This window comes from Saccharopolyspora sp. NPDC050389, assembly GCF_040655595.1.
GTDB lineage: Bacteria > Actinomycetota > Actinomycetes > Mycobacteriales > Pseudonocardiaceae > Saccharopolyspora.
On sequence record NZ_JBFAKG010000054.1, the window covers coordinates 20341 to 47185 of the forward strand.

General features: G+C 68.0%; 26 protein-coding genes. 17 read left to right on the forward strand and 9 right to left on the reverse strand.

Features of this window, described 5'->3' with window-relative positions; translation table 11 throughout:
• The first annotated feature begins 11 nt into the window (after positions 1-11).
• The gene (locus AB0I53_RS30360) at positions 12-944 is read left to right on the forward strand and encodes a nitrilase-related carbon-nitrogen hydrolase (RefSeq protein ID WP_358610377.1); all 933 of its coding nucleotides are present in this window, start codon (positions 12-14) and stop codon (positions 942-944) included.
• A gap of 1 nt (position 945) precedes the next feature.
• Here the strand turns inward: AB0I53_RS30360 and AB0I53_RS30365 are convergent, their stop codons facing one another.
• Complete coding sequence (locus tag AB0I53_RS30365) at positions 946-1716, reverse strand: 5-oxoprolinase subunit PxpA (RefSeq protein WP_358610380.1); 771 nt, start codon at positions 1714-1716, stop codon at positions 946-948.
• Positions 1717-1891: 175 nt separating this feature from the next.
• Between AB0I53_RS30365 and AB0I53_RS30370 the strand changes: the two genes are divergently transcribed.
• The 5 genes from AB0I53_RS30370 (at position 1892) to AB0I53_RS30390 (ending at position 5949) form a co-directional block, all read left to right on the forward strand.
• The gene (locus tag AB0I53_RS30370; RefSeq protein WP_132495213.1) at positions 1892-2785 is read left to right on the forward strand and encodes a carboxyltransferase domain-containing protein; all 894 of its coding nucleotides are present in this window, start codon (positions 1892-1894) and stop codon (positions 2783-2785) included.
• Positions 2782-3762, forward strand: coding sequence for a biotin-dependent carboxyltransferase family protein (locus AB0I53_RS30375; protein ID WP_358610383.1), 981 nt, complete (start codon positions 2782-2784; stop codon positions 3760-3762). Before AB0I53_RS30370 ends, AB0I53_RS30375 begins: the two co-directional genes overlap by 4 nt.
• Positions 3763-3782: 20 nt before the next feature.
• Positions 3783-4022, forward strand: a complete 240-nt coding sequence (locus AB0I53_RS30380; RefSeq protein ID WP_358610386.1) for an acetyl-CoA carboxylase — start codon at positions 3783-3785, stop codon at positions 4020-4022.
• Entirely contained in the window at positions 4019-5368 is a 1350-nt protein-coding gene (locus AB0I53_RS30385; RefSeq protein ID WP_358610389.1) for an acetyl-CoA carboxylase biotin carboxylase subunit, read from the forward strand. The genes AB0I53_RS30380 and AB0I53_RS30385 overlap by 4 nt, the downstream gene beginning before the upstream one ends.
• Before the next feature lie 371 nt (positions 5369-5739).
• Positions 5740-5949: a hypothetical protein gene (locus AB0I53_RS30390; protein ID WP_358610392.1), complete on the forward strand. Its 210-nt coding sequence runs from the start codon at positions 5740-5742 to the stop codon at positions 5947-5949.
• Between the two features lie 155 nt (positions 5950-6104).
• Here AB0I53_RS30390 and AB0I53_RS30395 read toward each other — a convergent pair whose 3' ends face one another.
• Entirely contained in the window at positions 6105-7214 is a 1110-nt protein-coding gene (locus AB0I53_RS30395; RefSeq protein WP_358610395.1) for an acetate/propionate family kinase, read from the reverse strand.
• A 556-nt stretch (positions 7215-7770) separates the two neighbouring features.
• Here AB0I53_RS30395 and nhaA point away from each other — a divergent pair.
• Together nhaA and AB0I53_RS30405 are read left to right on the forward strand one after the other, a co-directional pair.
• The gene (gene nhaA / locus AB0I53_RS30400) at positions 7771-9630 is read left to right on the forward strand and encodes a Na+/H+ antiporter NhaA (RefSeq protein WP_358610398.1); all 1860 of its coding nucleotides are present in this window, start codon (positions 7771-7773) and stop codon (positions 9628-9630) included.
• A 489-nt stretch (positions 9631-10119) separates the two neighbouring features.
• Positions 10120-10692 (forward strand): hypothetical protein, encoded by a 573-nt coding sequence (locus AB0I53_RS30405; RefSeq protein ID WP_358610401.1) that lies wholly within the window; start codon positions 10120-10122, stop codon positions 10690-10692.
• A gap of 54 nt (positions 10693-10746) precedes the next feature.
• Here AB0I53_RS30405 and AB0I53_RS30410 read toward each other — a convergent pair whose 3' ends face one another.
• The 5 genes from AB0I53_RS30410 to AB0I53_RS30430 all read right to left on the reverse strand — a co-directional run bounded on the left by AB0I53_RS30410 (position 10747) and on the right by AB0I53_RS30430 (position 15046).
• Positions 10747-11286, reverse strand: coding sequence for a general stress protein (locus tag AB0I53_RS30410; RefSeq protein WP_358610404.1), 540 nt, complete (start codon positions 11284-11286; stop codon positions 10747-10749).
• A gap of 640 nt (positions 11287-11926) precedes the next feature.
• Complete coding sequence (locus AB0I53_RS30415) at positions 11927-12400, reverse strand: hypothetical protein (RefSeq protein WP_358610407.1); 474 nt, start codon at positions 12398-12400, stop codon at positions 11927-11929.
• A gap of 6 nt (positions 12401-12406) precedes the next feature.
• Positions 12407-13189, reverse strand: a complete 783-nt coding sequence (locus tag AB0I53_RS30420) for an N-acyl homoserine lactonase family protein (protein WP_358610409.1) — start codon at positions 13187-13189, stop codon at positions 12407-12409.
• Positions 13190-13268: 79 nt separating this feature from the next.
• The gene (locus AB0I53_RS30425; protein ID WP_358610412.1) at positions 13269-13760 is read right to left on the reverse strand and encodes a flavin reductase family protein; all 492 of its coding nucleotides are present in this window, start codon (positions 13758-13760) and stop codon (positions 13269-13271) included.
• Positions 13761-13762: 2 nt separating this feature from the next.
• Positions 13763-15046, reverse strand: a complete 1284-nt coding sequence (locus AB0I53_RS30430) for a bifunctional 3,4-dihydroxy-2-butanone-4-phosphate synthase/GTP cyclohydrolase II (RefSeq protein WP_358610415.1) — start codon at positions 15044-15046, stop codon at positions 13763-13765.
• Positions 15047-15438: 392 nt separating this feature from the next.
• On the opposite strand from AB0I53_RS30430, the gene AB0I53_RS30435 reads away from it, so the two are divergent.
• From AB0I53_RS30435 to AB0I53_RS30450, 4 genes are all read left to right on the forward strand, one after another.
• A complete protein-coding gene (locus tag AB0I53_RS30435; protein ID WP_358610418.1) occupies positions 15439-15783 on the forward strand; it encodes a VOC family protein in 345 nt (114 codons plus the stop codon).
• A 44-nt stretch (positions 15784-15827) separates the two neighbouring features.
• Positions 15828-17012, forward strand: a complete 1185-nt coding sequence (locus tag AB0I53_RS30440; RefSeq protein ID WP_358610421.1) for an LLM class flavin-dependent oxidoreductase — start codon at positions 15828-15830, stop codon at positions 17010-17012.
• A 170-nt stretch (positions 17013-17182) separates the two neighbouring features.
• Entirely contained in the window at positions 17183-19015 is a 1833-nt protein-coding gene (locus tag AB0I53_RS30445; protein WP_358610424.1) for a helix-turn-helix domain-containing protein, read from the forward strand.
• 268 nt (positions 19016-19283) lie between these two features.
• The gene (locus AB0I53_RS30450; RefSeq protein WP_358610427.1) at positions 19284-19763 is read left to right on the forward strand and encodes an inorganic diphosphatase; all 480 of its coding nucleotides are present in this window, start codon (positions 19284-19286) and stop codon (positions 19761-19763) included.
• Between the two features lie 6 nt (positions 19764-19769).
• Here AB0I53_RS30450 and AB0I53_RS30455 read toward each other — a convergent pair whose 3' ends face one another.
• The gene (locus AB0I53_RS30455; protein WP_358610430.1) at positions 19770-20297 is read right to left on the reverse strand and encodes a phosphate-starvation-inducible PsiE family protein; all 528 of its coding nucleotides are present in this window, start codon (positions 20295-20297) and stop codon (positions 19770-19772) included.
• A gap of 534 nt (positions 20298-20831) precedes the next feature.
• Between AB0I53_RS30455 and AB0I53_RS30460 the strand changes: the two genes are divergently transcribed.
• From AB0I53_RS30460 to AB0I53_RS30470, 3 genes are all read left to right on the forward strand, one after another.
• A complete protein-coding gene (locus tag AB0I53_RS30460; protein ID WP_358610433.1) occupies positions 20832-21461 on the forward strand; it encodes an STAS domain-containing protein in 630 nt (209 codons plus the stop codon).
• 527 nt (positions 21462-21988) lie between these two features.
• Complete coding sequence (locus tag AB0I53_RS30465; RefSeq protein ID WP_358610436.1) at positions 21989-22255, forward strand: UBP-type zinc finger domain-containing protein; 267 nt, start codon at positions 21989-21991, stop codon at positions 22253-22255.
• A gap of 26 nt (positions 22256-22281) precedes the next feature.
• Positions 22282-23994 (forward strand): FAD-dependent oxidoreductase, encoded by a 1713-nt coding sequence (locus tag AB0I53_RS30470; protein ID WP_358610439.1) that lies wholly within the window; start codon positions 22282-22284, stop codon positions 23992-23994.
• Between the two features lie 18 nt (positions 23995-24012).
• Here the strand turns inward: AB0I53_RS30470 and AB0I53_RS30475 are convergent, their stop codons facing one another.
• Positions 24013-24375 carry a hypothetical protein gene (locus AB0I53_RS30475; RefSeq protein WP_358610442.1) on the reverse strand — a complete coding sequence of 121 codons (363 nt, stop codon included), beginning with the start codon at positions 24373-24375 and terminating at the stop codon, positions 24013-24015.
• Positions 24376-24550: 175 nt separating this feature from the next.
• Here AB0I53_RS30475 and AB0I53_RS30480 point away from each other — a divergent pair, with 175 nt between their 5' ends.
• Entirely contained in the window at positions 24551-24826 is a 276-nt protein-coding gene (locus AB0I53_RS30480; protein ID WP_358610445.1) for a hypothetical protein, read from the forward strand.
• Between the two features lie 129 nt (positions 24827-24955).
• The gene (locus tag AB0I53_RS30485) at positions 24956-26785 is read left to right on the forward strand and encodes a glycoside hydrolase family 15 protein (protein ID WP_358610448.1); all 1830 of its coding nucleotides are present in this window, start codon (positions 24956-24958) and stop codon (positions 26783-26785) included.
• Positions 26786-26845: the final 60 nt, after the last annotated feature.

Consider the following 26845-nt stretch of genomic DNA (forward strand, 5'->3'; position numbering starts at 1 on the left):
AAAGGAGAACCATGCGTCCCGTCCGAATCACCAGCAGGTTGGTCGACCGCGAACCACCACGGCCCGGCACCGGAATCCGGGTCTCGCTCTTCCAGGGCGAGAACCCGGCGGGTTCGCCGACCGCGAAGGCGGAGAACCTCGCCAGGATGGAGGAAGTCCTAGTCCTGGCGGCCGGCTACGACTGCCAGCTCTGCGCGTTCCCCGAGTGCTTCAACACCGGCTACGCGCTCGGGCGCGAGCAGTGCGAACTGCTGGCGGAGCCGTCCGACGGCCAGTCCGTCCAGCTCGCCCGGAAGTTGTCCAAGCTGCACGACGTCGCGATCGTCCTGCCCTACGTGGAGCGGGCGGAAAGCGGTGCCTTGCACGATTCGGTGGCCGTTGCCGCAGACGGCGAGCTCATCACCAACTACCGGAAGACACACCTGTACGGCGCCGCCGAACGCGCGAACTTCACCGCTGGTGACGAAATTCCACCGGTGGTCGAGGTGAACGGGTTTCCGATTGGCTTGCTCAACTGCTACGAGTGCGAGTTCCCGCCGCTCTACCAGAGCCTGGTCCGGCGCGGCGCGCGTTTGATCGTCGGTCCGACGGCCGCGGACCGGCACTTCACGCTGGAGGACGGGACTCCGACGCTGGTTCCCTATCCCGATGCCACCGAGCACATCATCCCCGCGATGGCGGCCGTGTGGCGGGTGTTCGTCGCCTACGCCAACCGTCGGGGTTGGGAGGTCTCGGAACGCGGGCAGTGGGAGTACCGGGGCAATTCCGGCATCTGGGCGCCGAACGGCACCGCGGTGGTGAGCGCCGGTCCGGAGGAGCGCGCGGTGGACTCGTTGCTGGTGGCCGACTGCGTGCCGCACATCGTGCCGCCGTTCAGCCCGGAAGGAGATCACCTGGGCGATTCGCGCATCGAGGCCTCGGACGACCTGCTGCCGGCTGGCTGACTTAGGACCGCGCGTCCGCGACCTCGGCCATCACAGCCAGGCGCACTCCCTCGGCGGCGAACCGGTCGCGGATCGCCTCCGCGATCTCCGCCGCGTTCGGTCGGTCGCCGTGCAGGCAGATCGTGTCGGCGTCGACCGCGATGGGCGTGCCCGCGACGGAGGTCACTTCGCCGCGGAGCACCGCCACCGCCTGGTCCGCGCAGCGCTGCGGGGACTTGGCCCGGGGATCCGGCTCGATGATGATGTGGCCGGATTCGTCGTAGTCCAGATCGGCGAACGCCTCCCGCACCACCGGGAACCCCCGATCGGCGAGACGTTCGGCCACCGGTCCGGCAAGGAGCACGACCCGAACACCGGGGGCCGCAGCGGCGAAGGCCTCCACCACGGCTTCGGCGACGGCGTCGTCCCTGACCGCCAGGCCGTAGAGCGCACCGTGCGGTTTGACATGGGAGATCACGGCACCGTGGCGGGCGGCGATCGCCTGCAGTGCGCCGAACTGGTACAGGCACGCCCGGGCGGCTTCCCCCGGGCTCATCGACAAGGCCCGCCTGCCGAAGCCGATGAGGTCGGGGAAACCAGGGTGCGCGCCGATCGATGTCCGGCCGTCACGCGCCAGTTCGACAGAGCGGCTCATCGTCGCCGGATCCCCGGCGTGCCAACCGCACGCGATGTTCACGGACGTCACGAGCGGGATGAGGCGGGCGTCATCACCGAGCCGCCACCGTCCGAAGCTCTCCCCTGCGTCAGCGTTGAGATCGACGAGAGTGCGCAACTGGTCACCTCCAGGTCGGCCGCTGATGGTAGGTGTCGGGGCCCCCGCACGCAGGGCGGTCACAACACCACCTCACCCGAAGGTGCCTCACGCAGGCACGACCAAGCTGCGCGCAGCGGTCCCGCGGCGCATTCTCAACTCGCATTCGGGGGCGAGGGGGTGGGCCGTGATCGCGATGGAGAGGCAGCTGCCGCCGGCGCGTTACGAGTTCGGTGGCGATGAGTTCGTCTTCGTCGAGCTCGACCGTGAGATGAGCTTGGAAGCCAACCTCAAGGCGATGGCGATCACCGGTGCGTTGCGCCGCGAGAATATCGACGGCGTCATCGACATCTGCCCGTCCAACGCCTCGTACCTGGTGCGGTTGAACCCCGATCGCCTGCACCCGGCCGAACTGGTCGAAGAACTGCGCAGATTGGAGCACACGGCCGGCGAACTGCCGGACGACCACGCGGTGCGCACCCGCATCGTCGACGTGCCGGTGCTCTTCGACGACCCGTGGACCCGCGAAACCCTGCTCAAGTTCCGCGACCGCCACCAGGATCCGGACGCCACCGACCTCGAGTACGCCGCCCGCATCAACGGTTTCCCGGACGCCCGGGCCGTGATCGAGGCGATCACGGCGGCACCGTTCCTGGTCACCATGCTCGGTTTCGTCCCAGGACTGCCGTTCTGCTACCAGATGGTGCCGCGCGACCGGCAGATCCAGGTGCCGAAGTACGTGCGTCCGCGGACCGACACGCCGGAACGAGCCTTCGGCTACGGCGGGGCTTTCGCCGTGGTCTACCCGGTGCGCGGGGCCGGCGGGTACCAGCTCTTCGGGATAGCTCCCGCTCCAGTGTTCGACCTCGCGCAGCGGCTGCCGGATTTCGCCGACGACATCGCGTTCCCGCGGCCCAGCGACGTCCTGCGGTACCGGGCGATCGACCGCGACGAGTACGACCGCACCCGTTCCGACGTGGCGGCGGGGCGCTTCCGCTACCGGATCCGCGACGTGGAGCTGGTCCCGGCGGAACTGCTCGCTGACCCGGACGCAGTGAACGGGCGGCTCTTGGAGGTGCTGTACCGGTGAGCTTCGTGATCGTGCGATCGGGCGGCTTGTCCACGACCGTCCAGGACACAGGTCGAGACGGGCAGTACGCCATCGGAATGCCGCCGTCGGGTGCCGTGGACCAGTACTCCTTCGCGGTGGCCAACTTGCTTGTCGGCAACCCGGACGGTGCTGCCGCCCTGGAAGCGACGTACCTCGGACCCGAACTCGAGTTCACCGACTCGCGCAGCGTCGCGGTGACGGGCGCGGACAGCGACGTGACGATCAACGGGGAACCCGCTCCTGCCTGGCAGGCGCTGCGGGTGTCGGCCGGTGACGTGCTGGCGGTCCAACAGGTCCGCGCCGGTGCCCGTCCGTACGTCGCGGTGGGCGGTGGCATCGATGTGCCTCCGTACCTGGGCTCGCGTTCGACCTACATGCTCACCGGCATCGGCGGTTTCCAGGGACGCGCGCTGATCAGCGGCGACCGGCTGCCGCTCGGTGAGGCCGGACCAGCCCCGGCGGTCGGTACCGAGATGCCCGAGGAGCTGCGCCCGGATTTCCCGGCGGCAACCGAACTGCGGTTCGTCGTCGGGTTGTGCGCCTACCGGTTGACCGAACACGCGCTGGATTCGTTCCTCGGCACGGAGTGGAAGGTGAGCAAGGACGCCGACCGGGTCGGCTACCGGCTGCGCGGCGGATCGCTGGAGTTCATCGAACGGGAGCAGCCGTTCGGGGCGGGCAGCGATCAGGCCAACGTGGTCGACCTCGGTTACCCGGTCGGCTCGGTGCAGGTTCCCGGCGGGGACGAGCCGATCGTCCTGCTCAACGACGCGGTCACCGGAGGTGGGTACGCGACCATCGGGACGGTGATCTCGGTGGACCGGGACCGCATGGCGCAGACCAGGACCGGGGGTCGGGTGCATTTCACGCCGGTGGACGTCGAGGCGGCGATGGCCGCCCGACAGGAGCGGCATGCACGGCTGGAGAAGGCGCGGGCGGCGGTCGCACCCGCTTAGCGCTGTTCGAGAGGAAATCTATGTCTACAGTGGATGCTCAGATGCCGGGGGTCTTCTACCGGCGCCCGTCGCCCGAGGCGGACCCGTTCATCGAACCCGGTAGCGTTGTGCGGCCGGGTCAGACGCTGGGGCTCATCGAGGTGATGAAGACCTTCAACGAGGTCAAGGTGGACCGGGCCTGCCGCGTCAGCAAGATCCTGCTCGACGACGGCGACGAGGTGGACGTCGGCCAGACTTTGTTCGAGGTCGACGAGCCATGACCGGGCTGCGGCGAGTGCTGGTGGCCAACCGCGGCGAGATCGCCGTTCGGATCATCCGCGCGTGCCACGCGGCGGGCATCGAAGCGGTGGCGGTCTACTCCGATGCCGACGAGTACGCGCGGTGGGTGCAGATGGCCGACGATGCGGTGCACATCGGCCGATCCGCCGCGCAGAAGTCCTACTTGGATCCGGATGCGCTGCTCAAGGCGGCGCGATCCACCGACGTGGACGCGGTGCACCCGGGCTACGGATTCCTATCGGAGAGCGCCGCTTTCGCCCGGGCGATCATCGAGGCGGACCTGGTGTTCATCGGGCCGCCCCCGGCCGTCCTGGAGCAGATGGGCGACAAGGCGGCTGCGCGGCGCGCCGCTGAGGCCGCCGACATCCCGGTGGTGCCCGGCAGCGGCCCGATCATCGACCCGGCGGAGGCACCGCGGGTGGCTCTGGAAATCGGATTCCCGCTGCTGCTCAAAGCCGCCGCGGGCGGGGGAGGCCGGGGGATCCGGCCGGTCCGCGACACCGAAGAACTGCTGGACGTGCTGCCCGGAGCCCGAGCAGAGGCGCGTTCGGCGTTCGGGGACGCGACGATCTATCTCGAGCGCGCGGTTCCCAATGCGCGGCACGTGGAGGTGCAGGTGCTCGCCGACGAGCACGGGAACGTCGTGCACCTCTTCGAAAGGGACTGCTCGGTGCAGCGGCGCCGGCAGAAGCTCCTCGAGGAGGCGCCCGCGCCGGCCCTGCGCGAGACGACCCGGCAGGCCATCACCTCGGCGGCGGTGCGATTGGCCGAGCATGTCGGCTACCGCAACGCCGGCACTGTGGAGTTCGTGGTCGACAGCGACGAGAACTTCTACTTCATCGAGATGAACGCGCGCGTCCAGGTCGAGCACCCGATCACCGAGGCGATCTCCGGCGTGGACGTCGTCGCGGAGCAGCTGCGAATCGCCGGTGGCGCCCCGCTCACGCTGGATCAGGACTCGATCGAGTGCCGGGGCGTCGCCATCGAGTTGCGCATCAACGCCGAAGACCCGGCGCGCGCCTTCACCCCGACTCCTGGCGATATAACCGCACTGCACCTGCCCGGCGGCCCGGGGGTGCGGGTGGACACGGGCTTTTCGCAAGGGGACCGGATCAGCCCCTTCTACGATTCGCTCATCGCGAAGCTCATCTGCTGGGGAACGGACCGCCAGCAGGCCTACGCCAGGGCGCGGCAGGCGCTCGCCGAGTTCCACGTCGAAGGCGTCGCGAGCACGGTGGCACTGCACCGCCGGCTGACTAGCAACGCGGAACTCGGCGACGGCCCGGTCCACACCATGTGGCTGGAACAGGTTCTCGCCGACGACTGACAGCGCTGGCGATGGCGAGCGCATAAGAATCATCGTGCTGGGAGATGCGCTCGTTGATTGGGCCTGGGCAACCTCAACGGCCTCTACCACGGCGTGCAGCAGCTCAACCACGCCCAGATCGACCGGTGGTCGCCAGTGGGGACGAATGGATCGGGTGCGTTCCGTGCATCGGCAATGCTACGTCGGAGCCCCGAATTGTGACGCGAGGCAGAGAGTCAGGGTCTGTGCCGACAGGCCATGACCATCCTCCAAATGACCCGCGAACACCAGCCGAGTCGCCGAGCCCGTGCGCTTCCACCAGCGAGCTTTCGCCACCGCCAGGCGGGCACTAGCCGTCTCCAGGCGATCATGCGCGAACGAAGGAGCGAGGAATGGATCCGACTGCGAACCTGCCACCGGGAGGACCCTACGAGCAGGTGCTCTCCTTGTCGTGCCACGGGGAGACTCAGGACGAGGCGTTCAACAAGGCCACGCTGTGGTTGGGAATCAGCGGGAACACGGCACGCGTCCTCGACGTGTCCTGGCGACGAGCCCCCAATCCGGAAACGTACGAGCTGACGATCTACTTCTACGCCGAGTGAACCTGGGCCGGAACCGAGAGGCTTCCGGCCGCCTGTTGGGCTTTGGCGTGACGTCTCCAACGGTTGAAGGCCGGGGAGGCGACCATCAGTATTCGCTGAGCTGTTCTGACCAAGGCGCTACGCCTTTTCGAGCGGTACAGGGTCACGGTCGGGCTTCAGCTGTGCAAGGCGGTCATCGTGGACCTGGCGATTTCGAGCTCTTCCCGCGGACGCACGACGAGGACGGGTACGGCCGCGGAGGGCGGGCTGACCGGACCATCGTCGTCGCGGTTGCCGCTCAAACCTCCGGAGATGCTCAGCACCCCTAGCCCGGAGCACACCGCTTCGCGGAGCTCGGGCTGGTCCCAGCCGATCTCGCCGGTGAAGACCACCGCATCCACGCGGTCCAGGCTGGTGGCCTCCGCGGCGAGCTCCCGCCGGACGCCGTGGGCGAACACGTTCATGGCCAATTCGGCCCTGGGGTCGCCGTTTTCGGCCGCCTGCACCAGCTCCCGGGTATCCGCGGAAAGCCCCTCGGAGAGCCCGAGCAAGCCCGACCTCCGGTTGAGCGCTTCGGCGATGTCGTCGATGCCGAGTCCGGCTTCGCGCTGCAGCCACAGGAGCAAACCGGGATCGACGCTGCCGGAACGCGTGGTCATCGGCACGCCCTCAAGCGGGGTGAAGCCCATCGACGTCTGCACGCTTCGCCCGCTGCGGACCGCGCATACCGAGCAGCCCCCGCCAAGGTGGGTCAGTAGGAGCTGCAGATCATCCTCCGGACGGCCGAGCAGCTGAGCAGTGCGCCGCAGGGCCCGGGAATACGAGAGCCCGTGAAAGCCGTAGCGTCGAATTCCGTAGCGTAGCCGCCAATTCGCGGGCAGGGCGTAAGTTCTCGCGACCTCGGGAAGCTCGGCGTGGAAGGCCGTGTCAGGGCACAGCACGTGCGGAAGCCGTGGTAATCGCGCGCGCAGGGTGTCCACGAGATCGAGCACCGGTGGAACGTGCAATGGCGCCAGCGATTCCGCTGCGCGTGCCGCATCGAGCGTGGAGTCGTCGACCGTGACCGGAGAAAGCACCTTCTGGCCGCCGTGGACAAGGCGGTAACCGACTCCTGCGATGTGCTGGTCCTGAACGCGTTCCAGCAGTCCTTCGAGCGCGCGTCGCGCTTCCGCGCTGTGCGCATGTTGCTCCACGGCCGATGAATCGAGCACTTCATCCGCTTGAGCATCGACGAGATGCACCTGCAAGCTGGAGGAGCCTGGATTCACGGTTAGCACCAGAGCCATCGAGCCACCTCCCACTCCGGTCAGGGCCGGTACCGCTGTCACGCCCCGGCCCGTGCCCTTCAGGCACCAGTTCTCAACCGCATCAACGTCGTGCCTGGCTCCTTTGGCTCGGGGTGCCTTTCGGAGCGAAGTCGTGGGCCGGCCCCAAGCCCGCGCGCCTACGACCCTGACAAGAGCCGAGTCCGTTCGCGTCCGCCCCGCAGGTCGAATTCGCAGGCGGCGTTCGGCCCGGCAGCGCGAGTCTTCGAAGGCCGTAGTGCCCTGCGCAGCAGGCGACGGCGTTGGTGCGGACCACACCGCCGAGACGAATACTCGACGACCAGGCCACGGCCCTGCCACACGAGGTCGATCTGCTTCCTCTGGACCACGGTCGGCGGGCATCCCAAGTCCAAAAGTCGACGCACGGGCCGGGTTGCCCGACGGGGCGCGCAGCCACGCCCGCACCGATCTTCGGGGGCGTCGTCCGCGCATCGAGGCCTCGCATCCAGGTCGTCGTGCGGTCGGCGTGTCCTGACGGGAGCATGGCACCGGGTGCGATGGGAGCGGGAGGCTGTGGATGGAGGTGCCGGGTGTAACCCCGGAAAGGGGCCTAACTCGCGCGATCCGCGCTTTCCTGCGCACCGAGTCCGGCGGGACCATGGTGCTGCTCGCCGCCACGCTCATCGCGCTGGTGTGGGCCAACTCGCCGTTCGCCGACACCTACGAGGCCGTGTGGCAGACCCCGTTCGCGCTGCGGTTGGGCGACCTCGAATTCGATCTCGACCTCCGGCACTGGGTGAACGACGGCCTGATGGCGCTGTTCTTCTTCGTGATCGGGATGGAGGTCTCGCGCGAGTTCAGCATCGGCGAGATGCGCGACCGGCGCCGAGCGCTGCCTCCGGCGCTCGCAGCGGTGGGCGGGTTGATCTTCCCGATCGGTTTGTACCTGGCGTTCAACCCGGGCGGCCCCACCGCAGTGGGCTGGGGCATCCCGATGGCCACCGACACCGCGTTCGTCCTCGGGGTGCTGGTCCTGGTGGGGCCCCGGTGCCCGGATCCGCTGCGGGTGTTCATGCTGACGTTGTCGGTGGTCGACGACGTCGGTGCGATCGCGGTCATCGCGGTGGCGTACACGCGGCACATCGGCTGGACAGCGGCGGGCATCGCCCTCTGCCTGTTCGCATTGTTGCTTCTGGTGCGGCGCTTCGGTGAGTGGCGTTCGCCCGTCTACCTCCTGCTGGGCTTGGCGATGTGGGGTGCCGCGGTGGAGTCCGGCATACATCCGACCGTCATCGGCCTGACTCTCGGGGTTCTCGTTCAGGTGTACGAACCGCACGAGTCGCACGTCCTTCGCATGGGTGAGCTCACGCAGATGTTCCTGCGGGATCCGACACCGGAGCGCGGCCGGGAGGCGGTGTTGGGAGTGCGGGCGGCGGTGCCGCCGAACGAGCGGTTGCAGCTCCTGCTGCACCCGTGGACCAGCTACCTGATCGTCCCCCTGTTCGCATTGGCCAACGCCGGGGTGCAGATCAGCGCGGAGACGTTGTCACGGGCCTTGGTCTCACCGGTGACGCACGGCGTTGTTGTGGGTCTTGTCGTCGGGAAGTTCGTCGGGATCTGCGTCGGGACCTGGGTGGCGCTGCGTTCCGGGATGGGTGCGCTCCCGGGGAATCTGGCGTGGGGGCAATTGGCCGGCGGCGCGGCCTTGGCGGGCATCGGGTTCACCGTTTCCCTGTTCATCGCCGAGTTGGCGTTCGAGCGCGAGGTCTGGAAAGAGGATGCCAAGATCGGGATTCTCCTCGGGTTGCTGATCGCCGCGGTATTGGGGCGTCTGATCTTCGCGTTCGCCTGGAACAGGGGAGCGGCGTGCGAACCGCCGCTGGCGGTGGGCGAAGATCAGGAGGAAGACCGGCCCGAGATGCTCACGGAGCCGGTCACGGGCCGCGACCACATTGCCGGCCTGGATACGGCCCGCGTGACGGTAGTGGAGTACGGCGACTACGAGTGCCCGCACTGCGGTCGGTTGCACCCGATCACCCAGCGGCTTCGCGAGCGGTTCGAGGACGATCTCCGGTTTGTGTTCCGACACTTCCCTCTGGACGAGGTGCACCCGCGCGCGGTAGCGGCGGCACTGGCCAGCGAGGCCGCCGACGAGTACGCGCGGTTCTGGGAGATGCACGAAGAGCTGTTCGCGCACCAACGCGAGTTGGATGACCCCAGCCTCGCTCGTCACGCGGAGCGGATCGGCGTACCCGGTGATGCCGTGGTGGGCGCGCGCTCCCGCGTGCACCTTCCGCGGGTGGCAGCGGATATCGCCTCCGGGCGAGCGAGCGGTGTTAGGGGCACGCCGACCTTGTTCATCAACGGCAGGCGCTACTCCGGACCGCTCGATGAGGCGTCGTTGAGCGCAGCCATCGACGAGGCCCTCTCATCCTGAGACGTCTCATCTCGGGACGGAGCAAGCGTGCGGCATCGGGTGGATCGCATCTTCGCGCGAGAAACCCCGCGAACGGCTTGACACCAGGGGACTACGGGCGGACCTTGAATCGTAGGCCGGCCAACCGGAGCAGGGCACCTGAACTGCGGGGGACGCCCACTCTTGAAGGTGCCCTGCTCGCGGACCCGGCTAGGGTCCCGGCAGACCTGGCAGATTCGGTGACGATCGAATTTCTCGGGATTTTCCGGGGGCCGTCTCGCGTCGGACGTGGTGCGGATGCGGTTCAAGGTTCGTAGCCCGGTCGGTAGCGCCAGCTCGCCCGGGCCTCAGCGTGCTCGACCGCCGGATTCTGAGCTGCGGCACCAGGCTGCCGGCTGCCCACGTCGTTCAACGAAGTTGCGACGTTGTCGGATCCCGGAGACGCGGCGAGTCGTCGGCGAGCAGCCGAGCACCGCAGCAGCTTGACGGCCTCGCGATGGGAGACGACCCGTGGAGGAATTCCGTCTTGATCAAAAGCTGATCGACGCGTGGGTTTCCGGCGCGCTCGACGCCGACGGTGAGGTGACGCTCGCACATCAGGTGGCACGCGTCCTGCCGTTCCACTGGACGCTACCGAATCCAGTCGCGGCGAAGCTGTCACGCATCACGGAGCACCTGGGCGGCGAGCAGGTTCTGTTCGATTGGCTTGGCCAACAGCCCGGGCAGCCGCAGCTGGTGGCGCGCCTGTATCGCCTCATCGTTTTGCTTGACCACCTGAGCGCCACGGACGCGGTGCTTGTGGCGTTGCGGGAACTGCGTGAGCGCACTCCCTACCCGCCAGGCCTCGGGGGGTACCTGATTCCGGACACAAACAGCGAGACGCTCGCGGGTCTCAGTTGGCAGATCGAGCGGTTGCTGGCCGAGGATCGCGTCGATGAGGCCGTTCGGCTGGCTGGTTCCACGGTGGAGATGTTGCAACAAATAGCCCCGCGAGCGGCGGAAATCGATCCTGATCTAGGCAGCCTGAGGGGGCAGCTGGAGCAGATTCGGAAAGACATAGTCGCGGCGAGCGCTGCGGGCTGAAACATCTACAGTGGATCGTTGCCAGACGATGTGACCGCCGGCGACGCGGTTCGATCAGGACGCTGGACCGGTGGCATCACGTTCCGGCGTGCCTTGCCGCTGCTGGAGGAGCCGCGCGGCCTCGTCTGCGACTTCGGTGTCGACGAGTACCTCGTACCGGCTCGGCACCATGGCCTGCACCGCGGCGAAGTCCCTACGCCCGCCTTGCAGGGCGTAGGCCACCAAGCTGATCAAGGCGCCGACGATGGCGCCGAAGATGAGTCCGTAAACGGCCAGCGTCAGGCTGGCCAACAACGGCTGGATCCAGCTGAGCAAACCGAAGATCCAGCCGATCAGCACGCCGGTTACCGCCCCGCCGCTGGCGCCGTGCAGTGCGGCCTTCCCATAGTTCATCCGGCCGACCACCTGCTCGACGAGCTTGACTTCGTGGCCGACGATCGCGACCCGTTCCACCGGGAACCGCTGGTCGGCGAGGTAGTCCACCGCGCTCTCGGCTTCCCCGTAGGTCGCGTAGGAGGCGACCGGTCTGCGTGCCGGATTCTCGATGGGTGACGACTCCCCGGCACCGGGCGCGGGGGGCGGTTGTTGGGTCATCGTCGACTCCTAGGTCTTCGTCTTCCGCGCTGGGATTGGCGAGCCTCGACGGTCTGCCGACCCGGCGGTCCGGTCGCGACCCGGCGATGTACAGCAAACAACACCGTCGGAGGAAACTTCGAGCAGGAACGACGGTTCCGAGCCGAGTGCCCTCAGCTTGCCAAACGCGGGCTGTTCGGCGCGTGCGCACCGGGGGACGAAATCCGCGCGGCGATTGGGCCCGCCGGGATAAAACGGTTCTCCGAACCACCAGGACCCCGGCAAAGTCCTTTTGTGGTGGTGAGGGTGGGGGTACGGTCTTGTTGATCAGGTGGGTGTCGAATCCATTGATCACAAGAGAAGACCGCGTCCGCTGCTGCATCCTCTCTCATGGCTTCGGGGTTGACTTCACCCGACCACTGACCCTCTGCGGAATCACCCCCTGACAAACCTAAGCGACTTTGCCGGAGCCCTGCTCGAACCACAGGCGGCGGTAATTGATCGACTCGGAATCGAGGAATCCTTGAAGGAGAGGACAACCGCCGTTGGTACTGCCGTCGAAACCGCTTGACGTTGGTGCTCACGGCCAAGTCGACGCGGTCGAATCGTGGCCGTGGTCTCGAGACCGCGATGACTTGTTCCAGGCGTTCCGGCAACCCGTTCAGCGCGTCGCCGGGTTGTTATCCGGCGGCCCAGCCGTGCTGGTGGCTGGTCCCGAGTTGTCGCCGCGCAGGTCGGCAGTCTTCGTGGTGTGCTGGCGGTGCCCGTGGTACGGGGTCACCAGAGACGCGGTCGGGTCGAGCCGACCCGCCGAGATAGCCTCCTCCTGGTGGGCCATTTCCCGTTCCAGAGCTCTGGTGTCGCCCCGGAGGCGGGCAGCCAAGCTCCTCGCCGCGGTCGGCGTGAGCGAGCAGATCCCCGGCACGTCGGGGAAATCACGGCAAGAAGGCCCCGATGCGGGATTGCCGCCCGTGCTCGGCGGTTCGGCTCTGCCGCTCAGGAACCCGCCGCCGAACCGGCGGTTCGCGCCCTGGCCGCACGCTGCGCAGTCGCGTGTCGGCGGAATGGGGTGGGCGACCCAGAAGTCCCGGCGGTCGCCGCATCCGGTGCAGGCGTATTCGACGATGAGGGACATGTCGCCTCATTCGTAGCAGGTCGGGGAGTGGTCCAGTTTCGACCAGTCATCGGGATCGTGCGAGATCCACACCGTCGCCTCGTGTGCGGCGGCGAGCTGCTTGAGTCGGCGGATGGAGCGCACGGCGTCCTGGGTGTTGTAGTCCGACGGCATGGGGAGGTCTTCGGTCAGCGCTTGGCGCAGGTGCACCGTGTCCCCGGTGAGCAGGAAGTTCTGGTGCGGCAGGCGGACGAGCGCGCTGCTGTTGCCCGGAGTGTGCCCGGGCATCCGGTGGATCACGATGCTGCCGTCACCGAACAGGTCCAGATCGGCGGACAGGTGGTGCCACTTCCAGTCCCGCGTCGGTGCGAAGTCGTCGGGGCGGAAGAACGGCGCCGCCGCGGGGTAGGGCCAATGGGCGTACGGGACGTCGCCTTCTCCGATGAGCAGTTCGGCGTTGGGGAAGAGGCGGACGCCACCGCTGTGGTCGAAGTGCGAATGGGACACGATGACGTGCGTGACGTCCTCGGTGCGGTAGCCGAGCGCCTCGATCTGCCGGTCGAGTCGTTGCTCGGGGGAGTAGACCAGGCCGACGGTGTCCGCCAACGGTCCGTAGACGCGTTCCGCGCCGTCTGCGGCCTCGGGCGCGATGCCGGTGTCGAACAGGATGAGCCCGCGGGGATGTTCGATGAGGTAACACGGTACGGGGATGGTCACCTGCCCTTGGGCGTGCACCACCAGGAGTCCGGTGTCGAGGGTGAATTCCGCCCCGGGCAGCGCCCACATACGCTTCGTCGTCGTTGTCGTCATTTCGCCTCCATCTCTGGGAGCAGTTGGGTGGTTCGTGTCGTGCGTCTTCTCAGCCCGGAGGGCCGGAGCAGGTCCGGGATCACCGTGCTATGCGGTGGAAGGCGCGGTCGAAGTAGACCGCTGGCGGGGCGGTGCCCAGAGCGACGTCGAGCACCCGGCCCACCAGGATGGTGTGATCGCCGGCGTCGTGGCGCGCGTGCACCGAGCACTCCAGCGTCGCGGACGCGCTCGACATCCTGGGGAGGCCGTCGGTGGTGGTGAACTCGCCACCGGCGAACTTGTCCGTGCCGCGCGTGGCGAACCGGATCGCGAGTTCGGCGTGCGCTTCCGGCAGGACGTGCACCACCCAGGCGTCGGCGGCCTGGAACACTGGATGGCACTGCGCGGACTTGGCCAGGCAGGCCAGCACCAGCGGTGGTTCCGACGACACCGAGCAGAACGCCGTGGCCGTGAATCCCCATGGTCTGCCATCGGAATCGGTGGTGGTTACGATCGTGACCCCGCTGGGGAAGCACGCCATCGCATCGCGGAACTGGGACTTGGTTCGGGAATCATCTGCGTTGACGCTCACACTCAGTCCTTCCGGTTGGTCGGTGGCTTCGGCGCGAGGGCTCTGGGTACCTCCTCCACTCGCAGCCCGAGGCGGTGGTGCAGGCGTTCTTGCTTCGTGCGCAGGTAGTCGATGTTGTCCTCGGTCGGCGGTACGACCATCGGGACCCGGTCGACGACCGGCACCCCGTGCATCCGCAAGCCGTGCTTCTTGGCAGGGTTGTTGGTCATCAGCCGAACGGAGCGCACGTCGAGGTCGCGGAGGATCTGCGCTGCGACGGCGTAATCGCGGGTATCCGCCGGTAGACCTTGCGCGAGGTTCGCGTCGACGGTGTCCAGTCCGCGGTCCTGCAGTCCATAGGCACGAAGTTTGCGAGACAGGCCGATACCACGGCCTTCATGGCCCCGCAGGTAGATGACCACCCCATGGCCGACGGCGCCGATGTTGCTCAGCGCCTTCGACAGTTGGGGGCCGCAATCGCAGCGGCGGGACCCGAGCACGTCGCCGGTCAGGCATTCTGAATGCACCCGGACCAGCACGTTTTCGGCACCGGAGACGTCCCCGCGAACGACGGCGAGGTGGTCGGTTCCGTCCAGGACGTAGCTGTACGCGATCGCGCTGAAGTCGCCGGACTCGGTGGGGATCCGGCCTGCCGGGCCGCGCCGCACGAGCACGTCCCGGCGTTGCCGGTAGCGGATGACGTCGGAGACCGCGATCAGCGGGATCCGGTGTTGCTCGGCGAAGCGGACCAACTGCTCGCGGCGCGCCATCGTCCCGTCGTCGTTGGTGACCTCTGCCAATGCGCCGGCCGGGCGCAGTCCGGCAAGGCGGCAGAGGTCCACAGCCGCCTCCGTGTGCCCCGCACGCGCCAGGACACCGTCGGGGTGCGCCCGCAGCGGAAAGACGTGGCCCGGTCGGGAGAACGCGTCGGCGGAACGATCGGGATCGGCGAGGGCGCGGATGGTTCGGGCGCGCTCCTCGGCCGAGATGCCCGTCGTGGTTCCCTCCTGGAGATCGACCGACACCGTGAACGCGGTGCCGCGCGGGTCGTCACCGTGCGCGACCATCGGGTCGAGTCGGAGCCGGTCCAGGCGGCGACCTGTCATTCCAACGCAGATCAAACCGCTGGTGTGCCGGACCATGAAGGCCAGTTGTGCCGCGGTGGCGTACTGCGCGGGGATGATCAGGTCACCCTCGTCCTCCCGGTCCTCGTCGTCGCGGACCAGGACGAACCGGCCCCGGCGCAGCTCTTCGAGCGCGGCCTCGACCGCCCGGACTGGGGCGTCGATGTCGGATTCCACGTCCATGGCAACCGACAGTACGAAAGTGCACCCGCTTCGTGGTGTGCCACTTCGCTACACCACAGCGCGCTGTCGCTCCCGATCGGTCGGCGCGATCCTTTGTGGATGATGGAGCGCCGGGTCCCGCCGGGGTCCAGTGTTTCGTATTGGGACGTTCGCAGGGGCTGCTGCACCGGCAAGGTCGATCCAGACGCGCTGAACGTGCGAAGAGGTGGGGAGCTGCGATGCACGGCTTGATGGTGGATCCCCTGTCGCTCTTCAAAAGCCCGCTGCGAAGCCGAGAACACGCGTGCGACGACCAGTGAATCGTTGGGAGGCAAGCGCGCGGCCACCTCCGCTGCACGTACCTGCAGATCGGCTCGGATCCGCTGACGAGCCCACGAAGGAAGGAAGTGCCGATGGCTCTCGCGTTGCGCACCGTGCTCATACCGGTCGCCGACCTCGACGCGGCGATCGACTTCTACACAGATGGGCTCGGGCTGGAGGTGAAGTTCCGGGACGGGGACCGCTACCTCGCGCTCGACGGCGGTGCTTGCACGCTCGCACTGGCGACGGCCGATGAGCATCCCGCGCCCGACGGCGTCGCCGTCGCCTTCAAGGCCGACGACGTGGCAGAGGCCGTGCGTGTCCTGGTCGCCGCAGGTGCGGAGGTCGTTCGGCCGCCGAGCCGGGGCGACCACGAGATGCGTGCCCTGCTGCACGACCCCGCCGGAACGGCATTGGTGGTGTACGGCCCGCGGTGAGTGACGCGCGCCGTCTGAAGGAAACGGAGAAGGAGGCCGCCGCAGTGAAATCGATCCTGTTCTACCTGCCCGTGGTGGGCAGTCATGCCCAGATCAACAAGGGCATGGCAGGCATCAACGACCAGAACTACCAGAACATGCTCTACCAGTTGACCAAGCAGTCCCAGCTGGCGGACGACCTGGGCTACTGGGGGGTGGCGTTCACCGAGCACCACTTCCACATCGAGGGCTTCGAGGAGTCCAACAACCCGATCCTGCTCGACCTGTACGTCGCGATGCAGACGAAGAACATCAAGGTCGGGCAGATGGCGAACGTGCTGCCGTTCCAGAGCCCGATCCGGCTGGCCGAGGACATCGCGATGCTCGACCAGATGTCCCGGGGCCGGGCGTTCGTGGGAATCGCGCGCGGTTACCAGAAGCGCTGGGCCGACGTGCTCGGCCAGACCTACCACGTCGGGGCGACCTTCTCCGACAAATCGGAGCGGGACCAAGCCAACCGCCAGCGCTTCACCGAGCACTGGGAGCTGCTCAAGGAGCTGTGGACGTCGGACACCGTCAACACGAGCACCGAGCACTGGCAGGTCCCACCCGCGGGCATCGAGTTCGCCCACGACGCGGTCGCCGAGTTCGGTCGGGGGCAGGACGAGGCCGGTGTGATCACCGAGATCGGTATCGCGCCGAAGACGTTGCAGAAGCCGTATCCGCAGGTCTTCCAGCCGTTCAGCTTCAGCGAGGAGTCGTTCCGGTTCTGCGCTCGCGAGGGCATCGTGCCGATCGTGATGAACACCGACGACGACATCATCGCGAACCTGCTGGACGTCTACCAGGAGGAAGCCGAGGCGTCCGGCCACGGGCAGCTCAAGCGCGGACAGCGGGTGGGCATCTTCCGCGACGTGCTGGTGTCCCGCGACGCCGACGAGGCGCACCACTGGGCGCGTCGCGGCAACGGCTTCGTATTCCCGAAGTGGTTCGGCCCGATGGGCTTCGGCGAGGTGCTCCGCCGCAAGGGTGAGCAGGGCGCGATCAGTCCCGAGTACGACACGTTGTGCGACCGGGGTTTCGAGTTCGTCGGGACACCCGACCAGATCAACCGCCAGATGGAGCAACTGGTGACCAAGCACGATCCGGAGTACTTGTTGCAGTGGCAGTACTCCGGGCCGGTGCCGCACGACGTGCAGATGCGCAGCATGGAGTTGTGGCAGACCGAGATCGCGCCGAACTGGCTCTGATCCCCCAGCGCCGGTGGCCGGTCGGTCAGAACCGGCCACCGGTGCATCCCGGCTGTGGAGTGAGCAGAACCACGTGTCCTATATTGGGACACTCCATCGGCAACGGCGCGATTACCTTGCGTACACACAATGTTGTGCCCAGGCGCGGCCTGGATCCATGCGAGGTGCACGTGGGACGCATCAGTGAAGGTGCGGCGAGGCTCCGCCGCGAACGGGATCGGCTCCTCGAAGACCAGTCGGGCCTCGCGCACCCGGATCCGACCGCTCGACCGGAGCTCCGGGAGGACATCATCTCGTCCTGGCGCCGGTGTCAGCTCGTCGGAGTCGCCCCCAGCAGCGACGAGGTCCCGTACGCGCCGGAGTTCGACCGCCCCGGCCGCCTGCTGCGCGCCGCGGCTCCGGTCATCGACGGTCTGGCCGAGCAACTGCTCGGCTGCCCGGCGACGATCGTCCTGGCGGATTCCCGGGCGCAGATCATCGAACGCCGCGCCGGTGGCAGGGAACTGGCCAATGCCCTGGACCGCGCGATGGTGTCGCCGGGCTTCCACTACGCCGAGGAGTACACCGGTACCAACGGAATCGGCAGTGCGCTGGAGGAGCGCAAGCCCTTCGCGGTGCAGGGCGCCGAGCATTTCCGGGAGAACCTGGTCGAGTTCTCCTGCATCGGTTCGCCGGTGGTGCATCCGATCAGCCGGGCGGTGGAAGGCGTGCTCGACGTGACCTGCCGGGTCGCGGACGCCAACGTGCTGATGAAACCGTTCGTGCTCTCCGCCGTCCGGGAGATCGAGTCCCGGATGTACGCAGACGCGTCGCTGCGCGAGCGGATGTTGCTGGAGCACTTCCTCCGGGCCTCCCGCAAGTCGAGCTCGGCCGTGGTGTCGCTGAACGAAGACTTCCTGATCACCAACACCGCGGCGGCGAAACTGCTGGAACCGTCCGATCAGGCGCTGATTTGGGACTGGGCGTCCCGGATGCTGCTGGGCCGGGACGAGTGCAGCGGCGAGATCCGGCTCGCGCAGGACGTCGTCGTGCAGGCCAGGGGCACGAAGGTCGTCGAGGAAGGTCGGCTGGCTGGAGTGCTCGTCGAAATGCGGGTGCGGTCGAGCGGTGCGATCACCGGTGGTGGGGCGCGTCGCGCTCGTCAAGGCGAGAGTGCCCCCGAGATCAACGCGGCGGTGCTCCCCGGCCGCAGCGTCGTCGCCGAACGGCTTCGGCGAGAGGTCGACGCAGCCGTGGAGGCGCACCTGCCGCTGTTGTTGTCCGGTGAAGCCGGGGCCGGGAAGCTGTTCGTCGCCGAGCACGTGCACGAGCGCTGGGCAGCGGGCGCGGCGTTCACCGTGCTCGACGCGTTGGCGGCGCACGATGATCCGGAGGCGTGGATCGACCGGCTGGATTCGCACGTCGGCACGGAGGAGGACACCGTCGTGCTTCGCCATCTCGACGTCCTGCCGGCCGGGCTGTGCGGCCGGGTGGGCCGAATGCTCGACCGGGCCGGTGGGAACCGCGCCCACGTGATCGCGACGACGAAGTCCCGCAGTTCGGCGGGCGAGTGCGCACGGTTGTTCGACTACTTCCCGATGTCGGTGGTCGTCCCGCCGTTGCGCTACCGCGCGGAGGACATCGCCGACATCGCTCCGCTGCTGATCCGCCGGCACACCGTGCAGCGGCCCGCACCACGGCTGCAGCCGGGCACCTTGCAGGCGCTGATGGCCCTGGACTGGCCGGGCAACGTGCGGGAGCTCGATTCCGTACTCAGCACAGCGCTGATGCGCTCCATGGGCTTCGACATCGCGCAAGCCCACCTGCCGACCGAGTACCGGAGCGCGCCGGCCCGGCGCCGGATGGCGTCCCTGGAGCGAGCGGAGCGCGACACCATCCTCGACGCCCTGGCCGACACCGGCGGGAACAAGCTCGCCGCCGCCGAACGGCTGGGGATCGCACGCTCGACGCTGTATCGCAAGCTGCGCGCGCTGGGCATCGACGACAACCGCTTCAGCATCTGAGCTGGTCCACTCGGGCGGCGAATCAGGACAGGCCACCGGCGGTCCTCTTGCCCGATCTCTCCGGAATGTGGTCACCTGGTGACCCCGCCCCCGTTGCCACCACCAACGGTTTCTGCGGAGCCGGTTCGACCGCCGCGCGCTGACCGCGGGGCGGGCGTCGTCGGCGTCGCGGCGCAGGGCGGTGCTGAACCTGTCGACGTCGTTGCATCCATTGCCCGACCGGCGTTTCCTGGGAGGCGCGAGCCGCCCTGCACCGTCGGGAGGCATCATGGAACTCGACGTCGTAGTGGAAACACCGATGGGGTCCCGCAATAAGTACGAGATGGATCAGGAGCTCGGTCGGATCCGGTTGGACCGGACGTTGTTCACCGCCATGCAGTACCCGGCGGACTACGGATTCGTACCGAACACCCTCGCCGAGGACGACGAACCACTGGATGCGCTCGTGCTGGTCGCGGAGCGAACTTTTCCGGGCTGCCAGATCGCTGCGCGTGTCATCGGGGTGTTCTGGATGCGGGATCAGAGCGGCCCCGACGCGAAGTTGCTGTGCGTCCCCGCGGGCGATCCACGCCAGCAGCACATCGAAGAGCTCGGGGACCTGCCCTGGCACCTAGTCGAGGAGATCGCTCATTTCTTCGCGGTCTACAAGGAGATCGAGCCTGGCAAGTGCACCGAGGTGCGGGGGTGGCAGGACCGTGCGTTCGCCGAACAGGTCGCGCACGAGGCCTTCGCCCGCTTCGGTGGCTGATGAGGCTTAGTCGATGGATGCCCGGGGCCGGGACCACCGTGCCAGAGCCAGCGCGGCGACCAGCACGAACGCCACCCCGGCGCTGACGGCGAGTTCGATTAGTTGGTCATGGGTCACGGGCGCGGTCCCAGGAACAGCGAGCCTGATGACGATCGACAGGATGTGCCGGACGATCGCGATGACGCCGACGACGATGAACGGCTCGAGGTGGAGGTGCCCGCCGCGCAGGTGGTGCACGACCGTGACGAAGATTTCCAGCACGATCAGGATGAGCAACAGCTCCTCGATCACGCCGATGAACTGCTCCGGCCAGGGGGCGGGGCTCTGGACGACGGAGACGACCGCGACGACCAGGATCGCGGCGGCGAGCACCAGGAGCACCAGCGAGATCACGTAAAGCAGGAAGTACTCGCCGAACAGGAGCAGCCGCAGCACCAGCGCTCCCAGTGCGGTGCGGTCGCCGGTTCGCAACGGGTCGGGCTGCCGCGGCGACGACGCTCCGCCGTCCTGCCACCCGTCTGACTCGTTCGCCATGGCACCCGCCATCTCAGATCGACCGCTGCGCACCTTCCGGCCTGAGGTTCGGCCATGGGCGGGCCACTGGTCCCGCCGCCCGCAATCGCAGCATCTCGTTGAGGTGAGCGGGCTTGAGCGTCTGCCGGGGGACAGCGGATGTCTTCGTGCTGAGCGCTCGCAGACCCATCGCGCGCGCACCGTGCGGAGCTGGTGCGAGGCCATCCGCAGGTCTTGGTGTGCATCCCCATCGGGGAGTGTGGCAGGCGTGGGCGGACCCACGCGTGCCCCTGACGGGGCCAATCCCGGCAGCGTCGTTCGACTTGGCCGAGTGAGGCGGGCCTTGTCCCTGGCGGGCAGCCGTGGGCCACGAGGGAACTCGACGTCGGCGACCGGCCGAGCCGGATAGCGGCGACCGCCACGGGGATTCCGCTCGCCATCACGCTCACATTTGTCTCAGCCCTGACGGTTCGCCCTGCTGGGGCAGGTCGCGAGCGGGAAGTTGCTGCCTTCGGGTCGAAGTGATCGAGAGAGCTCTGGAGGACGATCGTGCCCATGGCCATTCGACGCCCTTTGCATCCGGACCCGGCAAGCGAACTGCTGTTCCGATCAGCCGACGTGCGTGCCGACCTGTGGCGCCGCGCTGCGCTCGCCGAGCTGGAGGACATGGTCGGGCATGCTGTTGTGGCCGCGCTCACCGACGAGGCGGACGAGATGACGATCACTTCGGTTCAGCGCGGTGCCCACTACACCGTGGTGACCGTCAGCGGTCCCGTCGACTCCCGGGCTACGCGGCAGCTGGCCGCCCACCTCAACGGGCTGCACAACGCCGGAGCGCACCACCTGGTGGTGGATCTGTCGCGCGTCACGAACCTGGACGAGAACCTCCTCGGCCTGATGCGCCGGGTCGAGGCCAGGGTGCTGGCGCGCAACGGCGTTTTCGAGCTGACGGGCCTGGCGCCGAACGTGCTGTACGCGATGGAGGACGGGCCGCTGTCGGAGGTCTTCGCGCTCTACCGCGCCACCCTCGAGGAGGCGGGTCCGCAGGCCGTGTCGTGGGCGGCGTTGCGATGCCCGCAGGGGCTCGCCGAAGTGCCTGAACCCCGCACGGCGCGGCGGCACCGCTCGATCTTCGACGTGAGCGCCCGGCCGAGGGGCGGCCGGGTCGCGAGCACGCGGGAGTAGGTCGACTGCCGAGCCGTCGCGCGGGGCCGTTTCCTCGAACGGAAAAGATCATCGGACTGGATTCTGCCGCCAGGCGCTCGACGGCGCTCATACCGGTGTCAGCCGGCTGTCGGGGGCTTTACCCGAGGCGAAAGCGTGACTGAGCTATCAGCGGGCCTGTCCGAGCGGCCCTGATGGCCGGAAGTAGTGACGGGATGTGCCGTTTCGTCCCGCTGGGTCAGCCGGCGGAGGCATTTTGCGGCTGCCGGGTCGAGGTCGGTGAGTGCGGCGATCGGCACGATGGTTGTCACGGTCAGTTCATCTTCGCAGCACCGGGCACCGGTGCCGGAGGTGCTCTTTCGATCGGCCGGAGCCCGCGCTGACGCGCGGCGGGAATCGGCCGTCGACTGCGCTCACCTCGGTGTCCGGCGGTAACCATGTGAACGGCCAAGAACCGTCCACAGTGGCGGCGCCGTGCAGTGAAGGTGGCTTTGACGTGGACACGTCAGCAGTGTTGCAGGCCGGAGGATTCGTTGGAGGTGGTCCGGATGACCGGCGTGTGGGGGGACCCGCATCTTGAATACGTGCGACCCGTGGCCCCGAGAAGTCCCGAAGGTTGCGAGGAATGCTTGCAACTCCACTCGCCGTGGGTGCACCTCCGGCTGTGCTTGACTTGCGGGCACGTCGGCTGCTGCGATTCCTCGCCGCTCAAGCACGCGAGCCGGCATGCGCATGTCCAGGGCCATCCCATCGTGGCCTCCGCGGAGCCCGGTGAGAACTGGCGTTGGTGCTATGTCGACGAGACGTTCGTCTGATCGGCGATCCGCGACGGGAGTCCACTATGAACAGCGGTGTTGCGGCCGAGACGCCAGACCTGCACGGGGCGTACCCGCGGCTCAGCGACGAGCAGATCGACCGCCTCAGCGCCCACAGCGAGCGCAGACCCACCCAGCGCGGCGACCTGCTCTTCGAGGAAGGACAGCGCGTCCACGAGTTCTTCGTGATCCTCGCCGGCAAGGTCGCGGTCGTCGAAGGGTACGGCGGACCGGAGGAGCAGACCCTCCGGGTGCACGGCGCCGGCCGGTTCCTAGGCGAGCTGGGACTGCTGGCGGGACAGGCGTCACCGCTCACCGCCGTGGTCGTGGAACCCGGCGAGGTCCTCGCAGTCCCGGTGGACTGGCTGCGGGAGGTGGTGCGGCAGGACGTCGTGCTGGGAGACCTGATCCTGCGGGCGTACCTGGTGCGACGCTCGCTGCTGATCGGCCTCGGGGCCGGCTTCCGCATCGTCGGATCCTGCTACTCCCCGGACGCGCGGCGGTTGCGCGAGTTCGCCGCGCGCAACCGCCTGCCGTACCGGTGGACCGACGTCGAGCAGGACGAGCAAGCGGAGGAACTGCTGCGCCGGTTCGGCGTCGCACCGTCGGAGACCCCCGTGGTCATCCTCCACGGGGACGTCGTCCTGCGGAACCCGAGCAACGCCGAACTGGCCGCAGCCCTCGGCTTGGGCCACCGCACCCCGGAGAACATCTCCTGCGATCTGGCGGTGGTCGGCGCGGGCCCGGCCGGGCTTGCCGCTGCCGTCTACGGCGCCTCCGAAGGACTGACCACGACCGTGCTGGAGGGCCTGGCCGCCGGCGGGCAGGCGGGAACCTCGTCGCGGATCGAGAACTACCTCGGTTTCCCCGCCGGTATTTCCGGTGCGGAACTCGCCGAGCGCGCCGTTCTGCAGGCGGACAAGTTCGGCGCTCAGATCAACGTTCCCGCCGCGGCGAAGGCCCTGAGCGTGCGAGACGGTCATTACGTCATCAGCGTCGAAGGGGGGAGCGACGTGACGTGCCGCGCGGTCGTGCTCGCAACCGGCGTTCACTACCGCCGGCTCCAGGTCCCCGGTATCGAGCCGTTCGAGGGGGCGGGCGTGTACTACGCCGCGACGCTGCACGAGGCGCGGATGTGCCGATTCGATCCCGTGGCGGTCGTCGGTGGCGGCAATTCCGCAGGGCAGGCGACGGTCTTCCTCGCCGATCACACGGAGTGCGTGTACCTCGTGGTCCGCGAAGCCGACCTCGGCGAGAACATGTCCCGGTACCTCGTGGAACAGGTCGAACACCACCCCCGCGTGGAGCTGCTCATGCACAGCGAGGTGCGCCGCGTGAACGGCACCAAGGCGCTCGACTCGCTGGTCGTGGAGGACAACCAGGACGGGACGCGGCGAACGGTGCCGGCACGTGCCCTGTTCGTCTTCATCGGCGCGACGCCGTGCACGCAGTGGCTCAGCGACGCGATCGCGCTCGACGAACGCGGTTCCATCCTCACCGGGTCCGATGCCATGCGGGCGACGGACCTGTGGCAGCACGTCGGTCGGCCGCCGTACTTCCTCGAGACCAGCCTGCCCGGTGTGTTCGCCGCGGGTGACGTGCGCAGCGGTTCCATCAAGCGCGTCGCCTCGGCCGTGGGTGAGGGTTCCATGGCGGTCCGCCTCGTGCACGAACACGTGGACCGGCCGGCGGGCTCCAACCGCCAGCAGCGCGTGTCGGCACCGCAGTCGTCGTCGTGACTTTGGCAGGGCTACCGGTCACCGGCAAGGATCCGATTTCCGGTGGCCGCGCAACTGGTCGCCGTAAGCGGCTTCCAGCGAGATGGCGATGGCCCGGTCGTCGGCCTCCTGCTGGTCGTCGAGCCGAACGGTCCCTTCCGCGTCACCACCGATCGGTCTCGACGCGCCTTCCAGGATCGCGCCGGCGGTGCGTGCCGCCAGCGGCAAGGCGCGGTGGTTCAGGGTCTTCCACAGCGGGACCGCCGCAATGAAAGCCGCGAGCGGCGGGTCGATCAACCCCACGCCGACGGCGAGCGCCACCCCGCCGAAGTACCCGATTGAACGGGGCACGTCCAGTGTCACCGGTCCGACCCGGAGGTCGAGAATGGTCTCCGAGGGCATGGCGCTCCTCCTGGGAGTCGACAATTGGTCCAGGTCGCGTGCCCTTGCGCGATGCCTGCGCATGCCGCACCGGCCTGCGCCTCATGGTGGCGCTCAGCACAGCGCTCGGCTTTCCGAGGCCCTCCGGCGCCGGTTCGATGGGCCGAAGCCCGTCGCATCCCGCACCCTCACCGACATGTACGGCGAAGAAGTGTCCGGACTGCACAACCCGGTCGTCCACGAGCTCAGCCTGGCGGACTGGCTGGTCGGCAATTGCCTGAAACACGAGGATTACTGGCCTACCCCGGAAGTGCGGGGGCACGTCCTGCGGTGCTGCGCAGAGCTGGTGACCCGCGTCGGTGAACTCGCGGACCGGATTTGCGACCAGGATCCGGAGGTTGCGGCCGAGGTGCGGCGACTGACGGCTCTGCTGACGCACCGCAGCGAGCAGCTAAGAAGCGCCGGCGAGTAGCGCCGCAGGAGCTTTCTGCTGCATCGGGGTCAATCTGCGCCGCGAATTCGTGGTGCCGGGTGGAAGCACGCGCTCGCTCGGGCGTGGATGCTCGTAATGCCGGACCTTGGTTTCGAGGAGGTTGGCCGGATGACCGACGAGGGCCACGCGACCGGGTTCGCACCCATCGCGGAGCACGGGGTGATCGGCGACATGCGGACGGCCGCCTTGGTGGCCACCGATGGCGCGATCGACTGGTTCTGCTGCCCGCAGTTCGACTCGCCGAGCGTTTTCGGCTCGATCGTGGGCGCGGATCGGGGTGGTTCGTGGAAGATCGCCCCGGAGTCGCACGTCGACAGCCACCAGCAGTTCTACGTTCCCGACTCGAACGTGCTCATCACCCGGTTCCTGACCGACGACGGTGTGGTCGAGATCCACGACTTCATGCCCATCTTGCGGTCGCACGATCCCGAGCACCGGCAGCGCCTGGTGCGCAAGGTGGTCTCCGTGCGCGGCAGCATGCGGATGCGAGCGGACGTCGCACCCCGGTTCGACTACGGACGTGCCCAGCACCGCACCACCCGCGGCCAGTACCAGGTCACCTTCCGCGGTCCGGGCCTGACGCTAGCGCTGAACTCGAGCGTGGCCCAACGGATCGACGAGCACGGGGACGCGCACGCCGAGTTCGAGATGTCCGACGGCAGCACCGAGGTGTTCGTGCTGGAGGTGCTGGGCCAGGACGCCGAACCCGGGCCGGGGGGCCGCACCACGGCCGAAGTCGACGAGCTGTTCCTGGGCACTGTGGCTTTCTGGCGGGAGTGGCTGGGCAACTCGTCGTACCGCGGCCGCTGGCGCGAGACGGTGAACCGCTCGGCGCTGGTCCTGAAGCTGCTCACGCATGAACCGAGCGGTTCGATGATCGCCGCGCCGACGACGTCGTTGCCGGAACGGCTCGGCGGCACCCGGAACTGGGACTACCGCTACGTGTGGCTCCGCGACGCCGCCTTCTCGTTGTCCTCCCTGCTGCGATTGGGGTTCATCGACGAAGCCGACGCGTTCATGACGTGGATGACGTGCCGGTTCGCCGAGGTGAGTGACAGCGCGGCCGGCCCGCTGCACGTCATGTACGACGTCGATTGCCGCAGGGACCTGACCGAGATATCGCTCGACCACTGGGCCGGGCATCGCGGTGCGCGGCCGGTGCGCATCGGCAACGACGCCGTCGACCAGCTCCAGCTGGACATCTACGGTGAGATCATCGACGCCGTCTACCTGTTCAACAAGCACGGACGCCCGATCACGCACGACAGCTGGCTCGACCTGATCGGGATGGTTGACTGGTTGCAGGACAACTGGGACCGCGCGGACAGCGGGATCTGGGAATCGCGTGCGGGCCCGCGCCGGCACACCTTCTCCCGGCTCATGTCCTGGGTCGCGTTCGAGCGAGTCGTGCAGATCGCGCGCCAGCGCGGTCTTCCCGGCAACCTGGAGAGCTGGGTGCGGACCCGGGACAAGATCTACTGGCAGATCATGAGCGACGGGTGGAGCGAGAAGCGGCAGGCGTTCGTGCAGCACTACGACGAGGACGTACTCGACGCCTCGTTGTTGCTGATGCCGATGATGGAGTTCGTCGCTCCCACCGATCCGCGCTTCTTGTCCACATTGGATGCGATCACGGAGAACCTGGTCACCGACAGCCTGGTTTTCCGCTACGACTACCGGGGTTCTCCCGACGGGTTGGACGAGGCGGAAGGCACCTTCTCCATCTGCTCGTTCTGGTACGTGGAGGCCCTCACCCGGGCGGGACGGCTCGAGGACGCCCGGCTGGTGCTGGAGAAGATGTTCACCTACGCCAACCACCTCGGGCTCTACGCTGAGCAGATCGGCCTCACCGGCGACCAGCTCGGCAACTTCCCGCAGGCCTTCACGCACCTGTCGTTGATCAGCGCCACGATGAACCTCGACCGCGCCCTCGGATGATGCTCCGCCGCGACGAGCTGACTCGCTCGTTCGATGTACGGGGTCGGCCGCTCGACGTCG

Excerpts from the sequence above, each read along its gene's own strand:
- AB0I53_RS30360 (WP_358610377.1), top strand. The coding sequence starts at position 12 with ATGCGTCCCGTCCGAATCACCAGCAGGTTGGTCGACCGCGAACCACCA.
- AB0I53_RS30370 (WP_132495213.1), top strand. The coding sequence starts at position 1,892 with ATGGAGAGGCAGCTGCCGCCGGCGCGTTACGAGTTCGGTGGCGATGAG.
- AB0I53_RS30380 (WP_358610386.1), top strand. The coding sequence starts at position 3,783 with ATGTCTACAGTGGATGCTCAGATGCCGGGGGTCTTCTACCGGCGCCCG.
- AB0I53_RS30385 (WP_358610389.1), top strand. The coding sequence starts at position 4,019 with ATGACCGGGCTGCGGCGAGTGCTGGTGGCCAACCGCGGCGAGATCGCC.
- AB0I53_RS30390 (WP_358610392.1), top strand. The coding sequence starts at position 5,740 with ATGGATCCGACTGCGAACCTGCCACCGGGAGGACCCTACGAGCAGGTG.
- AB0I53_RS30395 (WP_358610395.1), bottom strand. The coding sequence starts at position 7,214 with ATGGCTCTGGTGCTAACCGTGAATCCAGGCTCCTCCAGCTTGCAGGTG.
- nhaA (WP_358610398.1), top strand. The coding sequence starts at position 7,771 with ATGGAGGTGCCGGGTGTAACCCCGGAAAGGGGCCTAACTCGCGCGATC.
- AB0I53_RS30410 (WP_358610404.1), bottom strand. The coding sequence starts at position 11,286 with ATGACCCAACAACCGCCCCCCGCGCCCGGTGCCGGGGAGTCGTCACCC.
- AB0I53_RS30415 (WP_358610407.1), bottom strand. The coding sequence starts at position 12,400 with ATGTCCCTCATCGTCGAATACGCCTGCACCGGATGCGGCGACCGCCGG.
- AB0I53_RS30420 (WP_358610409.1), bottom strand. The coding sequence starts at position 13,189 with ATGACGACAACGACGACGAAGCGTATGTGGGCGCTGCCCGGGGCGGAA.
- AB0I53_RS30430 (WP_358610415.1), bottom strand. The coding sequence starts at position 15,046 with ATGGACGTGGAATCCGACATCGACGCCCCAGTCCGGGCGGTCGAGGCC.
- AB0I53_RS30435 (WP_358610418.1), top strand. The coding sequence starts at position 15,439 with ATGGCTCTCGCGTTGCGCACCGTGCTCATACCGGTCGCCGACCTCGAC.
- AB0I53_RS30450 (WP_358610427.1), top strand. The coding sequence starts at position 19,284 with ATGGAACTCGACGTCGTAGTGGAAACACCGATGGGGTCCCGCAATAAG.
- AB0I53_RS30455 (WP_358610430.1), bottom strand. The coding sequence starts at position 20,297 with ATGGCGAACGAGTCAGACGGGTGGCAGGACGGCGGAGCGTCGTCGCCG.
- AB0I53_RS30460 (WP_358610433.1), top strand. The coding sequence starts at position 20,832 with ATGGCCATTCGACGCCCTTTGCATCCGGACCCGGCAAGCGAACTGCTG.
- AB0I53_RS30465 (WP_358610436.1), top strand. The coding sequence starts at position 21,989 with ATGACCGGCGTGTGGGGGGACCCGCATCTTGAATACGTGCGACCCGTG.
- AB0I53_RS30470 (WP_358610439.1), top strand. The coding sequence starts at position 22,282 with ATGAACAGCGGTGTTGCGGCCGAGACGCCAGACCTGCACGGGGCGTAC.
- AB0I53_RS30475 (WP_358610442.1), bottom strand. The coding sequence starts at position 24,375 with ATGCCCTCGGAGACCATTCTCGACCTCCGGGTCGGACCGGTGACACTG.
- AB0I53_RS30480 (WP_358610445.1), top strand. The coding sequence starts at position 24,551 with ATGTACGGCGAAGAAGTGTCCGGACTGCACAACCCGGTCGTCCACGAG.
- AB0I53_RS30485 (WP_358610448.1), top strand. The coding sequence starts at position 24,956 with ATGACCGACGAGGGCCACGCGACCGGGTTCGCACCCATCGCGGAGCAC.